This window comes from Nostoc sp. UIC 10607 (assembly GCF_047228265.1).
In the GTDB taxonomy this organism is placed as follows: Bacteria; Cyanobacteriota; Cyanobacteriia; order Cyanobacteriales; family Nostocaceae; genus Nostoc; species Nostoc foliaceum_A.
The window spans coordinates 42,723-57,950 of record NZ_JBIQNW010000009.1 but is presented as its reverse complement, the minus strand read 5'-3'; the positions used below and the strand labels follow the sequence as shown (position 1 = coordinate 57,950).

At 42.0% G+C, this 15,228-nt stretch carries 9 protein-coding genes and 1 pseudogene; 6 read left to right on the top strand and 4 right to left on the bottom strand.

Features of this window, described 5'->3' with window-relative positions; all coding sequences use genetic code 11:
• Window positions 1-33: 33 nt before the first annotated feature.
• From ACEYW6_RS10945 to ACEYW6_RS10930, 4 genes are all read left to right on the top strand, one after another.
• Window positions 34-744, top strand: a complete 711-nt coding sequence (locus ACEYW6_RS10945; protein ID WP_412979734.1) for a TIGR04283 family arsenosugar biosynthesis glycosyltransferase — start codon at window positions 34-36, stop codon at window positions 742-744.
• A 330-nt stretch (window positions 745-1,074) separates the two neighbouring features.
• Window positions 1,075-1,833: a TVP38/TMEM64 family protein gene (locus ACEYW6_RS10940; protein WP_412979733.1), complete on the top strand. Its 759-nt coding sequence runs from the start codon at window positions 1,075-1,077 to the stop codon at window positions 1,831-1,833.
• Window positions 1,802-2,575 (top strand): TVP38/TMEM64 family protein, encoded by a 774-nt coding sequence (locus ACEYW6_RS10935; protein WP_412979732.1) that lies wholly within the window; start codon window positions 1,802-1,804, stop codon window positions 2,573-2,575. The genes ACEYW6_RS10940 and ACEYW6_RS10935 overlap by 32 nt, the downstream gene beginning before the upstream one ends.
• 273 nt (window positions 2,576-2,848) lie before the next feature.
• Window positions 2,849-4,399, top strand: coding sequence for a mercuric reductase (locus tag ACEYW6_RS10930; RefSeq protein ID WP_412979731.1), 1,551 nt, complete (start codon window positions 2,849-2,851; stop codon window positions 4,397-4,399).
• A gap of 39 nt (window positions 4,400-4,438) precedes the next feature.
• Here ACEYW6_RS10930 and ACEYW6_RS10925 read toward each other — a convergent pair whose 3' ends face one another.
• Window positions 4,439-7,969 carry a PA14 domain-containing protein gene (locus ACEYW6_RS10925; RefSeq protein WP_412979730.1) on the bottom strand — a complete coding sequence of 1,177 codons (3,531 nt, stop codon included), beginning with the start codon at window positions 7,967-7,969 and terminating at the stop codon, window positions 4,439-4,441.
• Window positions 7,970-9,097: 1,128 nt separating this feature from the next.
• On the opposite strand from ACEYW6_RS10925, the gene mgtE reads away from it, so the two are divergent.
• Entirely contained in the window at window positions 9,098-10,498 is a 1,401-nt protein-coding gene (gene mgtE / locus ACEYW6_RS10920; RefSeq protein ID WP_190889558.1) for a magnesium transporter, read from the top strand.
• Between the two features lie 67 nt (window positions 10,499-10,565).
• Here mgtE and ACEYW6_RS10915 read toward each other — a convergent pair whose 3' ends face one another.
• Both ACEYW6_RS10915 and ACEYW6_RS10910 read right to left on the bottom strand, forming a co-directional pair.
• On the bottom strand, window positions 10,566-10,823 hold the full coding sequence (locus ACEYW6_RS10915) for a hypothetical protein (RefSeq protein ID WP_190889560.1): 258 nt from the start codon (window positions 10,821-10,823) through the stop codon (window positions 10,566-10,568).
• A 193-nt stretch (window positions 10,824-11,016) separates the two neighbouring features.
• Window positions 11,017-11,907 (bottom strand): SDR family oxidoreductase, encoded by an 891-nt coding sequence (locus ACEYW6_RS10910; RefSeq protein ID WP_412979729.1) that lies wholly within the window; start codon window positions 11,905-11,907, stop codon window positions 11,017-11,019.
• 687 nt (window positions 11,908-12,594) lie between these two features.
• On the opposite strand from ACEYW6_RS10910, the gene ACEYW6_RS10905 reads away from it, so the two are divergent.
• Window positions 12,595-14,196 carry a peptide ligase PGM1-related protein gene (locus ACEYW6_RS10905; protein WP_412979728.1) on the top strand — a complete coding sequence of 534 codons (1,602 nt, stop codon included), beginning with the start codon at window positions 12,595-12,597 and terminating at the stop codon, window positions 14,194-14,196.
• Between the two features lie 85 nt (window positions 14,197-14,281).
• Here the strand turns inward: ACEYW6_RS10905 and ACEYW6_RS10900 are convergent.
• Window positions 14,282-15,228: pseudogene (locus ACEYW6_RS10900) on the bottom strand (serine/threonine protein kinase); the annotation flags it as partial.

Sequence of the window (15,228 nt, the reverse complement as noted above, 5' to 3'; positions counted from 1 at the left end):
ATGACATCAACTTTAGCTAAATTGTAAGCAATTATGAGTCAGAATATTGACGCAGCTAGAATTTCTATTATTATTCCGACTCTTAATGAAGCAGGGAATATCAAAGAAGCAATTGCAACTACTCAACCCAATACAAATATAGAAGTAATCATCGTAGATGGTGGCTCCAAAGATGACACTATAGAAATAGCTGAGTCTTTAGGTGTCAAAGTTATCTCATCGTCTCCAGGTCGTGCTGCTCAAATGAATACGGGTGCTGTAGCTGCTACCGGGGAGATTCTGCTCTTTCTCCATGCAGATACCTGTTTACCAATTGAGTTTGATGACATGGTTCGCACAGCGTTACAACAGCCTGGGACTGTGGCTGGTGCGTTTAAATTGCGGATTGATGCATCACTTTTAAGTTTACGATGGGTGGAGTGGGGAATAAATGTGCGATCGCATTTTTTTCAAATGCCCTATGGCGACCAAGCAATTTTTTTAACAAAAGCAATATTTCAGGAAATTGGCGGTTTTCCTGAATTGCCTATCATGGAAGACTTTGAACTTATGCGTCGGTTAAAACGCATAGGACAGATTGTAATTATCCCCACACCAGTTATTACTTCAGCTCGTAGATGGTTACAAAAGGGAGTGCTCAAAACTACGCTGCTTAATCAAATAGTAATTACTGCTTATTTAATCGGCGTTTCCCCTGAGCGAATTCGTCGCTGGTATCGCCGAGAAAAATTTAAGAGAATTTAAACTGTTTCTCATGTCAGTAGTATATCTTAAGGGCATTGGATTTGAAGTGTTAAGGGTCATAACACGAAGCTTCAGGTTCTAAACACGAAGTTTCAGGTTCTGAACACGAACTTTCAAGTTCTGAACACGAACTTTCAGGTTCTGAACACAAACTTTCAGGTTCTGAACACGAAATTTCAAGTTCTGAACACGAACTTTCAAGTTCTGAACACGAAGCTTCAGGTTCTGAACACGAAGCTTCAGGTTCTGAACACGAAATTTCAAGTTCTGAACACGAAATTTCAAGTTCTGAACACGAAGTTTCAGGTTCTAAATGTAAAACTTATAAAAATGAGGAAGCCTGTATTAAATCCCAAACTCAAACTACTACTCTTAAGTTGCCTAATTGCTACTCTCATAATCGTCGCTAAACAATTCAACTTTCAGGGACTTTTACAAACCTCAGTCATTTGGGTTGAGAGTCTTGGCGTTTTAGGGCCTATCGCCTATATAGTCATTTACAACTTGGCAACATTACTATTTATACCCGGTTCCCTCCTAACGCTCAAAGGCGGTTGTTTGTTTGGAGTATTTTGGGGGTCAATATATGTGCTAATTGCTGCAATAATCGGAGCAACCTTGGCTTTTATCATTGGACGCTACCTTTCGCGGGATTGGGTTTCCCGACAAATGGACAAGCATCCTAAATTTAAAGCGATTGATTTGGCAGTTGCCAAAGAGGGATGGAAAATTGTTTTGTTGACTCGTCTCTGTCCCGTTTTTCCTTTCAATTTATTGAATTATGCTTTTGGAGTAACACAGGTTTCCCTCAAAGACTATATATTAGGTTCCTTTGGGATCATTCCCGGTACTTTGATGTACGTTTATATTGGTTCGTTAGCTGGTAATCTTGCCATGATTGACACGGCTCATCAACCAATTACTCCAGAAACTCAAGTCTGGCAATGGATAATGCGAGTAGTTGGGTTGATTGCTACCGTTGCCGTGACTGTATATATCACAAAAGTTGCTCAAAAAGCTTTAGCTCAAAGTGTGGCATTAGAAGAAATAACAACCCATGACAAAACTAACAATCATTCAGATATTTAAAAATATTGATGCCAAAAACTTGCAGAAGTTTTCTAGCTTAAGTGGATTAATATTACTGCTATTGGCGATCGCTTTCGCATTAAACACAGACCCGGCTTTGGCACAAGAATCTGCAAATCCAAATTCTTTTAATCCCCAAGCTATTTTACGGGACTCGTTGCAATGGATTGATAGCCTGGGTGCATTAGGAGCCATAGCTTTTATTGCTCTTTACATTATCGCTACCGTCGCTTTTTTCCCAGGTTCTATTCTCACCTTGGGAGCGGGTGTGATTTTTGGTGCAGTTTGGGGTTCTCTCTACGTGTTTATCGGTGCAACCCTTGGCGCTACTGCTGCTTTTCTTGTGGGACGTTATTTAGCAAGGGGCTGGGTTGCTCGAAAAATCGCAGATAACAAAAAATTTGCCGCCATTGACCAAGCGGTTAGTAGAGAAGGATTAAAAATTGTCCTGTTAACGCGATTGTCCCCGATATTTCCTTTCAATTTATTAAATTATGCCTTTGGCATCACAGGAGTCTCACTTAAAGATTACTTTATCGGCTCTGTAGGCATGGTTCCTGGAACCATTATGTACGTTTATATTGGTTCCCTTGCAGGTAATCTTGCCATGATTGGTACTGAAGCTCAACCTACCAACCCAACTTTGCAATGGGCAATTAGGATTTTGGGTTTGATTGCTACAGTCGCCGTGACAGTTTATGTCACCCGGATTGCCCGCAAAGCTTTAGAAAATGAATTGTAAGGGCGTAAGAATTGTACGCCCTTACTGCCGTCTATTGAACTGCAAATTGCTGTAAATTATCGATTGTTGAAATGTTTATACAGGAAAGCTTCAATCGTATCTGTCAATTACCAAACGGACAAAACAATTTAAAGGCTGTATTCGTTGTTAAACAAGCATAAAAAATAAAAGACTGAGCCGCCTAAGTTTACTGGAATTTTGAATTTTGAATTTTGAATTTCCTTAAAAGGCAGCTGACTTTAGTATTTTCAATTCTTAAGAGGGGTTTAGCCAATGACCAATTCAGATTTAGAGAGAGTTACGGTTCGCCCAACAGATGAGTATAACCAAAAGTTGGTGTCTTACGTTCATCCGCCAAATTGGGTTAATCCTGAACCGGCAGATGTCTACGATTTGGTAGTAATTGGGGCTGGTACGGCGGGTTTAGTGGTGGCTGCGGGGGCGGCGGGTCTGGATTTGGGTTTAAAAGTGGCGTTAATTGAAAAGCATCTCATGGGTGGAGATTGCTTAAATTTTGGTTGCGTACCATCTAAAACTATTATTCGGTCTGCTCGCGTTGTTGGCGAAATTTGGGATGCTCAAAACTTGGGAGTTAATATTCCCAAACATAATATTGATGTTGATTTTCCCAAAGTTATGGCAAGGATGCGACGAATAAGGGCTGATATTAGCCATAACGACTCGGCGGAGCGGTTTAAAAACTTGGGTGTCGATGTCTTTTTGGGTAGCGGTCGATTTGCGAGTAAAAATACCGTAGAAGTTGGCGACAAAACCCTCCGATTTAAAAAAGCTGTGATTGCGACTGGCGCGAGAGCCGCACAATTGTCGATTCCGGGAATTGAAAAGGCGGGTTATCTAACTAATGAGACGGTTTTTTCGCTGATTCAACGACCGGAACGTTTAGCGGTGATTGGTGGCGGCCCCATTGGTTGCGAATTGGCGCAAGCTTTCCGGCGCTTGGGTTCTGAGGTGGTACTTTTCCATAGCGGTTCTCATCTTTTGAATAAAGAAGATGCTGAGGCTGCCAAAATTCTGCAAAAGGTTTTGATTAACGAAGGAATTCGCGTGGTGCTGAATTCCAAGTTGGAAGAAGTTGTAACTGTCACAGAGGGAAAACGGCTTTACTTTTCCTCCAATGGTCATCGAGATTCGGTGACAGTAGATGAAATTTTAGTTGGTGCGGGGCGATCGCCAAATGTGGAAGGTTTGAATTTAGAATCAGTGGGGGTGGAATACGACAAGCGCCAAGGTGTGAAGGTAAATGATTATCTCCAGACGACCAATCCCAAAATTTATGCGGCTGGCGATATCTGTATGAACTGGAAGTTTACCCATGCTGCTGATGCTGCGGCGCGGATTGTGATTAAGAATACGCTGTTTTCTCCCTTTGGCTTAGGACGCTCCAAACTCAGTAGTCTGGTAATGCCGTGGGTAACTTACACTGACCCAGAAATTGCCCATGTTGGGTTGTATGAACACGAGGCGCAGAAATTGGGTATTCAGGTGACGACAATCAACATACCTTTTAGTAGTGTAGACCGAGCGATCGCAGATGGTGAAGAATCAGGATTTGTCAAAATCCATCATAAAAAGGGGTCTGATGAAATTATCGGTGCAACTATTGTCGCTAGTCATGCGGGTGAAATGATATCAGTTATAACTACGGCAATGGTGAATAAGATCGGCTTGAGTAAGTTAAGCAGTGTGATTCATCCTTATCCCACTCAAGCCGAAGCGATTAAAAAAGCTGCTGATGCTTATCGTCGTACACTTTTGACATCAAATACCAAAAAATTGTTGGGATTTTTGACAAAGTTATCTTGAGGAAAATGATCCTATGGGACTCCTATTTAATTTTGAACTTTAAACAGGTTCCCAGCTATCAATCTTACCTAATGCCAAGTCTACGTAGTAAAGCTTGCCATCATCTCCAGCCCTAATATCCACAGGTGCCCCTCCAGTAGAAGCAAACTGTGTAGTTGAGGCAACTTTCCCCTGATTGTCCAAGGTTAAAGCAGTGATAGTTCCTTTAGTGGGATTACCGATAAACAAAGCATTGTTAAAGCCACCGCCCGTGTAAAAATCACCGACAATGATCGAAGTCGCGCCGTTTGAATGATCATAGGCGTAAATTGGTGGTGTAGCGGTTTTGCCAGCAGTATTGTAGAATTCTGCCGCTGAATCTAGTTGAGAATAAACAAATTGTTTGAGGTTGACGAGATTGCCATTTGAATCATATCCACCCTCAAAGTATGGCCAGCCAAAGTTTTTGCCTGGTCCACCAGTATTCACCTCTTCCCAAGAGTACCAGCCCACATCGCCGATAAAGGGAATATTGCTTTCTTGATTTATGGCGATGCGGAAGGCATTACGCACACCTGAGTTATAGACTTTAGAACGATTACTATTGGGATCACCGTTGTAGTAAGGATTAGTTGATAAACCTTGACCAGTAATGGCATCAATGTTCAGGATCTTGCCGGACAGATTATCAATATCCTGGACGCGAACTGCTCGGGGGTCGGCTCGGTTATAGGAAGTAGCATCACCAAGGCTTACAAACAGAGTCCCATCGTTACCAAAGCGCACGCTACCAACAGAGTGAGTTGAACTGTCGGTGGCGATAAAATCCTGGACGTTGGTAATGTTGTTGTTTTTGATAGCGTTGAGATAATCCTGGACATTGGCAAATAGCTGCCCAGTTGTTTTGTTTTTAATACCTGATGGCCCAGCGTTCTTTGTTTCGTCAGTAAGATTAACTGATGTGCTGTCAGTGTCTGGGCGACTGATGTTGTCCCAAGTGCTATTTTTGCCTAATAATATCACTTGACTGCCAGCGATCGCAGTTTTGTAACCAGTATTTGGGTCAGCTTTCACCCGAACTAACCTTGCTGCACGGTTACCTCCGCTATCGGGATTGTCTAAGTTGCTATTAGGATTGTTCTTGGGATTGTTGACATTGGTTTCTACTGGATCGTAGGTAAATAACAGATAAACGTAGTTGTTGCCGTTCGCACTCTTGCCAAAATCTGGATGTACGGCCATGCCTAACAAACCGCGATCGCTTATATTATTTACCTCTGAAGAAATATCGATAAATGGTTTTGCTTCTAAGGTGTTGGTGACGGTGTTAAACACCTTTACTATCCCATCTTTTTGGGCAATGAACATGAGCTTATTGTCAGCTGACCAGTCAAACTCTGTGGGTTGATCTAACCCCGAAACCAAAGTGTTTTTATTAAAACTGGAGTCATTACCGAAGATAGTTATAGTTGCCGCCGGATTACTAGGCAATACCATCCCAACAGCATTACTAAACTTCAAAGTAAATGCTTCATCTGCTTCCTGAATGGTGTCATCCTTGATGGCAATCAAAATGTTCTTGCTGGTTTCTCCTATTGCAAAGGTCAAGGTTCCAGATATAGCCTGGTAGTCAGAGCCAGCTTTAGCTGTTCCATCAACGGTTGTATAGTTGACACTTGCAGCCCCCGAACCGTTAGCCCGTGTAACTTTTATCGTGGCATTACCGACATTTTCATTAACTTGTGGCTGAGTAAAACTCAGACTTTGACCATCATTGTCTTGAATCGTAATTCCCAAAGTTCTTTGGGTTCCTAGTGTTGCTCCCTCTGGCTGATCAATGAGGAAACTAAAGGCTTTATCTGTTTCTATGATGTTATCGTTAACGATCCGAATTGCTACCTGTTTGCTAGTTTCTCCTGGTGCAAAGGTGAGTGTCCCCTCGACTTCCTCGCCTCCATTGCCGTAGTCATCCCCTACTTTTGCAGTACCACTTTGAGTGGCATACTTAATTGAAGATGTACCGCTTAGATCACCACTTCGCAGCACAGTCAAGGTTACAGTCCCGTCGCCTTCGTTCACAGTCGTGGAAGATGATCCTAATGTAATGGTGGGCTGAAGAACTGGTGAATACAGTTGGGACTGAGGAATAATTTCTTTGGTCTGAGAGGAGCTTGACCAAGCCAGTTGGGAGACAGCAGCGTACTGATTTTCGTAGTATTCGAGTTTAATCTCGTACTTCTGACCTGCAACCAGTGCGATCGCGCCGCTGTATTCTGTGGCGGATTGATTGACAAACTTATTGATGATTTGTTGACCATTCACCCACAGTCGCACACCATCATCACTAGTGGTGTAGAAATTGTAAGTCTCGCTGTACTTGGCTTGCACCTGACCTGTCCAACGCACTGAGAAGGTATCTGCACCGATGGACGGATCTGGAGAACCACCGCCCCAGTTAAAGTTCACCGTCGAATCTGTGCGAGTTTGCTTTAGGTTGGTGAAGTCAATGTTGTCGTAGTACTCTCCTTTGAGTCCGGTGCCATTACCAAGTGTAGGTGTAGGTGTAGGTGTGTTGACATTACTATACAGTTGCGACTGGGGAATAATTTCTTTGGTCTGAGAGGAGCTTGACCAAGCCAGTTGGGAGACAGCGGCGTACTGATCTTCGTAGTATTCGAGTTTAATCTCGTACTTCTGACCTGCAACCAGTGCGATCGCGCCGCTGTATTCTGTGGCGGATTGATTGACAAACTTATTGATGATTTGTTGACCATTCACCCACAATCGCACACCATCATCAGCAGTGGTGTAGAAATTGTAAGTCTCGCTGTACTTGGCTTGCACCTGACCTGTCCAACGCACTGAGAAGGTATCTGCACCGATGGACGGATCTGGAGAACCACCGCCCCAGTTAAAGTTCACCGTCGAATCTGTGCGAGTTTGCTTTAGGTTGGTGAAGTCAATGTTGTCGTAGTACTCTCCTTTGAGTCCGTTGCCATTACCAAGTGTAGGTGTAGGTGTGTTGACATTACTATACAGTTGCGACTGGGGAATAATTTCTTTGGTCTGAGAGGAGCTTGACCAAGCCAGTTGGGAGACAGCGGCGTACTGATCTTCGTAGTATTCGAGTTTAATCTCGTACTTCTGACCTGCAACCAGTGCGATCGCGCCGCTGTATTCTGTGGCGGATTGATTGACAAACTTATTGATGATTTGCTGACCATTCACCCACAGTCGCACCCCATCATCAGCAGTGGTGTAGAAATTGTAAGTCTCGCTGTACTTGGCTTCTACCTGACCTGTCCAACGCGCTGAGAAGGTATCTGCACCGATGGACGGATCTGGAGTACCACCGCCCCAGTTAAAGTTCACCGTCGAATCTGTGCGAGTTAGCTTCAGGTTGGTGAAGTCGATGTTGTCGTAGTACTCTGCTTTGAGTCCATCTCCCTGAGATAGCATACTGGCGCTAGCCCGAGCCGAAATATTAGATTGTGCCGGATCAATCGTTTGTAGAGATGATTTATTACTATCTATTGGACTTGGAGATGTTGACAGCTGTTGGTTAAGACCTTGCTTCTGTAAATCATTCATTGAGATATATGCCTCACAATAGTGCTAAAACTAATTCCATAATCAATGCTTTCGGATTAGTTTTATATTGAATATTTTCAACAAAAAATTCGGAATTATTTTAGCTTAAATATATTTATAGGCTAATCCTTTGCCTATTGATATATTTATTAATGCTGATTCTCTTTCAGTGAATTGCTGATATAATTATTTTATTTTATGTATGCTCCTTTGCTGATTTTTCCCACTCTGCTATCTATTTGGCTCAACATAAAAATAGGATGAAGTAATATACCTTGCTATATTTTCCCTAAAAGCAGGTATATATAAAAACGTGTATGCCAATAAATATTAGAGATTACTCAAAGAGTGTATTACCCCTTATGAATCTTTAGTTTCCTTCCGACCAATTTCTGAGTTTTTGATGCATGTAAATTTGCCAAACTGAATTTACATGCATCAAAATTCATAAATTCTCTTTTTTCAGAGCTTCTAATCTCACTAATGTGCAGGTGCATGAAGTTGAGGCGAAGCAATACCCAAGCGGGGTAGATATATACTTAGGTAATTAAAAGTAAGAATTTACATTTTTAAGTTTAGGGATTGTTTTTGGATGAATCAATTATATATTTGACAATAGATCACCGTGTTATGTCTATCTTTGTTGTGGAACTTTGTTTAAATATTCACATTGATCTATACCTTTTTAAAGGAATATCAAAGTTTTAATTATTTTTAAATAAAAATTCCCAATCTACCGGATGATCTCATGTTTTTTAACCGCATAGTTATTATTTATATAAAAATTCTGTAAAGAAAATTTCAACATTTAAAGATTTGAACAAGAACTATTTATCTATACTTGATATTGGATGGAAATTCATATTTTTGTTACAAAAACCAGCAGAGATACAGTATTAATCTAAAGTCAGTGGAGCGAAAAGTTTTGCAAAAGCCTTATCAGTCAGAAATTTAAGCTAGCGAATACAATCTGCTAGAATTATTAGCTTCCGAAACCCTATTTTGTTAATTTACAAAACTTTTCAATTTACTCAAAGTCGGAAAAATTACAAGTTTGACGTTGCAGTTCCCACTTTCCCCTAGACTAAGGGCAGCAACCTTGTTCAAACTGGCTGAGGAAAGTGGACTTTGACTGAGACAAACAATTTAAACTCTACCATCCAGAATGTCTCACGCAGGGAATTGCGAGATTTAGTGCGGACTCAGCTGCAAATGCTCCTAGAAGCGGGAGACTTGCAGGGAGCAAAAGCTATTCTCGTACCTGTGCAGCCTGCGGATATTGCCGAGGCGATTGAGGGCTTACCGGAAGCGATGCACGCTTTGGCTTTTCGCCTGCTTTCTAAAGATGAGGCTATTGAGGTTTATGAATATCTCGACTACAGTGTTCAAGAACGGTTAATCGAGGAACTTAAAAGTCAGGAAGTCCGCGATATTGTCGATCAAATGTCGTCGGATGACCGAGCTAGGTTATTTGATGAATTACCGGCAAAAGTCGTTAATCGCCTGCTAGAACAACTGAGTCCAGCAGAACGCCAGGCTACAGCCCAACTATTGGGTTATGAAGCTGATACTGCTGGGCGAATCATGACGCTAGAGCTAATCTCGCTGAAAGAAAACTTTACAGTATCTCAAGCCCTAGAGCGAATTCGCAATTTAGCTAATGCCAGTGAGATGATTTATTATCTTTATGTCATGGATGCAGCAAGGCGCTTAACAGGGATTGTATCGTTACGGGAGTTGGTAACTTCTCAGCCTGAGCAAATCATTGGCGAAATTATGACCCGTGATGTGGTGTTTGTCCACACTGATACAGACCAGGAAGAAGTTGCGAGATTAATCCAAAGATATGACTTTTTGGCTGTGCCTGTCGTAGATCGAGAACAGCGTCTAGTAGGTATTATCACCGTCGATGATGTGATTGATATTCTGCAACAAGAAACCACCGAAGATATCTATGCCTTAGGTGGTGGTGTGCAGTCGGGAGGCGACAACTATTTTCAGATGAATTTACTGGAAATTGCTCGGAAGCGGGTTGTATGGTTGTTGGTTTTACTTGTAACCAATACGATCACAGGAACAATTATTAAGTCGCAAGAAGACCTTTTAGCAAAAGTGGTAACACTGACAGCGTTTATCCCTTTGCTGACTGGTACTGGTGGTAACGTGGGTGCTCAATCTTCCACAGTGGTGATTCGCGGGATGAATACTGACGAAATCCGATCGCTTGGCGCATTGCAGGTAATTGGCCGGGAAGCGATCGCAGGAGCATTATTAGGAGGAATGTTAGGCACGATCGCTACTGTCTGGGCTTATTTTCTGCAAGGACGATTAGAAGTAGCGATCGCTGTAGGCACTAGTTTGGTAGCTATTTCTCTTTTAGCTTCTATCTCCGGTTCGGCACTGCCGTTTCTATTTCGCTACCTCCGTTTAGATCCGGCATTAATGTCAGCACCATTCATTACCACAGCAGTTGATGTAGTAGGCGTTTTGATTTACTTCAATTTGGCACGGGTAATTTTAAAGTTATGAAAGAGTCATTAGTCATTAGTCATTGGTCATTAGTGAAGAACAAAGTACAAATGACAAATGACTAATTTTACAATTCTGATGCCGTATCTGGAGCAACAATTTCGCCAGTACCCAATTCCAGTATCATGTCCTGGTCAGTAATCAATCCGCTGAGTTCCTTCACTTGTAAATTCATTTCTTCACAAGCTTGTCTGAGTTCTCGTGCAAATTTGTTGAGGTCTTGACCATAGCCACATTGATAAGCAGCAGTTTCAATTCCTTGCTTGGCATTTGCTCTAGCACAATCTACTAGTTCCGTGCCATGCAGTGGTGTAGGAGATGCCATAGACGTACTTATTATTTCTTAAATGTTTGCTGCTAGATAGATTATCAATATTTCAATATTGACTCATCCCTCCAATGGAAGACCATTAGGGTAGAGTTATAAGTAATTATTTCTTTGTCATTAGTTATTAGTCCTTTGTCCAAAATAAATAACCTATGGCCAATGACTAATAACTAATGACCAACTTTTTTACTTATCCATTAACAACTTCTCCGCCATTGACATGTAATACTTGTCCAGAGACATAAGAAGCATCATCAGAGGCTAAAAATACGTAGCTAGGAGCAACTTCTTCTGGTTGTCCGGCTCGTTGCATTGGTACTTGTTTACCAAAAGTTTCAACTTTCTCTTCAGGAAAAGTTGATGGAATTAAAGGTGTCCAAATTGGCCCTGGTGCAACAGCATTAACACGAATTCCTTTAGGCACCAAATTTTGTGATAAGGAACGAGTAAAAGCAACGATCGCACCTTTCGTAGAAGAATAATCTAGTAGTTGTGGGCTACCTTTATAAGCTGTTACTGATGTGGTATTGATAATAGAACTGCCTGCTTGTAAATGCTTGAGTGCAGCCTTAGTCATGAAAAACATTGAGAATATATTAGTGCGGAAAGTTCGCTCTAGTTGTTCTTTGGTGATTTCTTCGATACTTTCTTTAGGATGTTGTTCGGCGGCGTTGTTGATGAGAATATCGAGTTTGCCAAACTCCCCAACTGTCTGTTGGATAGCTTGCTGACAAAAGGTTTCATCGCCGATATCGCCTGCAATGGTTACTGCACGACGCCCTTGTTTTTCTACCAAATGTTTTGTTTCTTTGGCATCGTCGTGTTCATTGAGGTAAAGAATCGCCACATCTGCACCTTCTTTAGCAAATGCGATCGCTACAGCACGACCAATACCACTATCTGCACCCGTAATCAATGCTACTTTATCTTGTAATTTGCCACTACCCCGATACTGCTCATCATCTGCTTTGGGTTTTGGCGTCATTTCTGATTCAACACCAGGTGGTTGTTGTTGCTGTGGCGGTTGTAATTTTTGCTCTTTTTGCTCTTTTTGCTCTTTTTGCTCTTTTGATTTAGCCATAGTTTTTGTTTCGGTAATATTGAATGTAATTGGATGTTGGTAAAAGCCTTCTTCAGTCTCTAGTCCCCATTTGAAAAATAAACCTTGGATCGAAAATTCAACCCAAGGTTTATTTTTTGCTTTGGCTCTCACTAGCCATTTGCAATTTTAGGCGTTTATACCCCGGATGCTTACCAAACGTACTTCTTGCTGGCAATTGTACGCGGCTTACATTATTTATCCTCACACCTGACACACGCTATTCACCTGACCACGAAAAACAAGTATACAACTCTCATGCGATGAAGGATTTCTCCTTCTCATCTGCTTTTAAGTTAACTATTATGTTGCTTTACTTTATCGCTCCATAGAGGTAAAACAAGCTGACATTTGCTCAACCTTAAGACGTAAAATAAATCCAATAAATGAGAGTTACTGAATTAGTCTACAATCATTGATTGTGCCTCAACAATTGAGCCATTTTCGCTAAATAAAAATCAAGATTTCTACTTTCTAACTTCGTAGTTGCAAAAATACTTACTTTTACACCATCGATTTTCGTTAATGTTAATATTTATTTAGGCTGATATCTGCATAGTTGACTTTTTGTAGACTAAATTTCTTGCACAAGTATCTGACGACTAGTCCGCATAATAGCCCAAAAGCCTACATGGTGCGCTACATTGAGATTATTAGAGGGTAGGGGTTATGGCAATACTAAATATTTCTGAGTTAGAGCAGGTTGAAAAGTTTCACCACTTACAATTAACCCTGAGCGATCGCTGGAAAACGAGCGAGTCATTTGACAATAATGAAGCGGATATTTTAATTATTCCCTCCCTGAGTCTCGATCAGCGCGAACTCCAAAAGATCGAAGGCTGCGAACATTATGAAGAAAGATTACTATTTTCCTTGATTCGGTTGCAGAATCCCCGGACTCGACTGGTTTATGTAACATCAGTACCTCTGCACCCTAGTATCATTGATTATTATCTGCAACTGTTGCCAGGAATTCCCTTTTCTCATGCTCGCAATCGCTTGCTGCTACTTTCTACTTACGATTCCTCGCTTAAGCCTCTCAGCCAAAAGATTTTAGAACGCCCCCGCCTGCTAAAACGGATTCATCAAGCTTTGAGGCTAGATAAATCATTTATGATTTGCTACAACTCTTCGCACTGGGAAGGCGAATTGTCTGTAAAATTGGGTGTACCGCTGTATGCTGCCGCACCAGATTTACAGATTTGGGGGACAAAAAGTGGCAGTCGGCAAATCTTCGCCGAAAGCGGAGTACCGCATCCAGATGGCAGCGAAAAAATTTGGAACCATACAGATTTAGCAGAAGCTACCAGTGATTTGTGGGAACGACAACCGACATTAAAACGGGTTGTAGTAAAACTCAACGAAGGCATTTCTGGAGAGGGAAATGCATTGCTTGATCTTAGACCAATTGAGAATCTAGCACCCGGTAAAGGGACTCATGCCCAAAGAGTCGCAGCAATTAGCGATCGCTTCTCAACAATGCGCTTTCAAGCAAAACAAGAGACTTGGGATAATTTTTCGGGAAGAATCCCTGAATTGGGGGCAATTACCGAAGCATTTGTGGAAGGGGAAATTAAGCGATCGCCCAGCGTCCAAGGACGAATCACTCCCACTGGCGAAGTGGAAATCCTTTCAACCCACGACCAAATTCTCGGAGGCCCAGACGGTCAGATTTATCTTGGTTGTCGCTTTCCGGCTGATGAAAGCTATCGGTTACAATTACAGCAATTGGGGTTACAAGTCGGCAGAAAGCTAGCAGAGAAAGGCACTTTAGAGCGATTTGGCGTAGATTTTATCACCGTTGATAAGGGTAATGGAGAGTGGGATATTCAGGCGATCGAAATTAACCTGCGTAAAGGCGGTACAACTCATCCATTCATGACCTTGAAATTATTAACGAACGGGCGTTATGACCTTTCCACGGGTTTATTTTATAGTCAGCAAGGTCGTCCAAAATATTACATTGCCACTGATAATCTGCAAAAAGAGCGCTATCAGGGATTATTACCTAATGATTTGATGGATATCATCGCTCACCACAGACTGCACTTTGACAGTGGTACTGAAACGGGTACAGTGTTTCATCTTATGGGTTGCCTTTCGCAGTTTGGCAAGTTGGGATTAACCAGCATCGGTGATTCCCCGCAACAAGCACAAGACATTTATAACAAAGTTGTGAAAGTTCTTGATGAAGAAACCCGCAGTGAAAATCATGATTTATCGGCGGTTTCAAATTATTCCTTTCCTGTAGTTTGGGATGAATATAGTTAATGAATGTCGTTTGCAACACATGAATCGGCTTAGGGGCGTAGATTATGTACATAATCTACGCTCTTGCCTAACGCTCATTAGCTGATTAGTTTTGAATGCTGCTATTAGGTAAACTTTGTTGGTTATTTGGCTCTTTACGAGATTGAAATTGAGTATATATATACGTTACTAATGCTAAAGTCAGCCCAATTGCAAAGACCACTCCCAGGATTCGCAAGAAATTGGGAGAAATTCTCGTAGCTAGCTGCCCATTTAGCTTTGGTTGGTAAATAGTGTCATCTGTTGCTACTTGTGGTCTGCCTTGATTGGATGCAGGTCGCGGTTGATACAACGTCACATCTGGCGGCACTTGTGGTCTGCCTTGATTGGATGCAGGTCGCGGTTGATACAAGGTCTTATCTGGTGGCACTTGTTGCCCACTCTGATTAGACCCAGGTCTTGGTTGAAACAAGGTCTTATCTGGTGGCACTTGTTGCCCACTCTGATTAGCTCCAGGTCGCGGTTGAAACAATGTTTTATCTGGTGGCACTTGTTGCCCACCCTGATTAGCTCCAGGTCTTGGTTGAAACAAGGTCTTATCTGGTGGCGCTTGTTGCCCGCCTTGATTAGACGCAGGTCGTGGTTGATATAATGTCACGTCCGGTTTGCTGGCATTTGGATTATTCACAGGACTTGGTTGACTTTGCTCAACTGGGTTAAATGGTCTCGGAACGGTTTCATGATTTGAACCTTGGTTGTATCCAGCCTGAAGGGGAGGAACGGTTTCCTCAGATTGGCTTTGCTCAACTGGTTGAAATGGTCTCGGAACAGTTTCGTGATTTGAACCTTGATTGTATGCAGATGGAGGACGCACAATAGTGTCGTCGTTCGATTGTCTCGGAACAGTTTCGTGATTTGAACCTTGATTGTATGCAGATGGAGGACGCAGAATAGTGTCGTCGTTCGATTGTCTTGGAATAGTTTCGTGATTTGAACCTTGATTGTATGCAGATGGAGGACGCAGAATAGTGTCGTCGTTCGATTGTCTTGGAA

Excerpts from the sequence above, each read along its gene's own strand:
- ACEYW6_RS10945 (WP_412979734.1), top strand. The coding sequence starts at position 34 with ATGAGTCAGAATATTGACGCAGCTAGAATTTCTATTATTATTCCGACT.
- ACEYW6_RS10910 (WP_412979729.1), bottom strand. The coding sequence starts at position 11,907 with ATGGCTAAATCAAAAGAGCAAAAAGAGCAAAAAGAGCAAAAAGAGCAA.
- ACEYW6_RS10940 (WP_412979733.1), top strand. The coding sequence starts at position 1,075 with ATGAGGAAGCCTGTATTAAATCCCAAACTCAAACTACTACTCTTAAGT.
- ACEYW6_RS10930 (WP_412979731.1), top strand. The coding sequence starts at position 2,849 with ATGACCAATTCAGATTTAGAGAGAGTTACGGTTCGCCCAACAGATGAG.
- ACEYW6_RS10915 (WP_190889560.1), bottom strand. The coding sequence starts at position 10,823 with ATGGCATCTCCTACACCACTGCATGGCACGGAACTAGTAGATTGTGCT.
- ACEYW6_RS10925 (WP_412979730.1), bottom strand. The coding sequence starts at position 7,969 with ATGAATGATTTACAGAAGCAAGGTCTTAACCAACAGCTGTCAACATCT.
- ACEYW6_RS10935 (WP_412979732.1), top strand. The coding sequence starts at position 1,802 with ATGACAAAACTAACAATCATTCAGATATTTAAAAATATTGATGCCAAA.
- ACEYW6_RS10905 (WP_412979728.1), top strand. The coding sequence starts at position 12,595 with ATGGCAATACTAAATATTTCTGAGTTAGAGCAGGTTGAAAAGTTTCAC.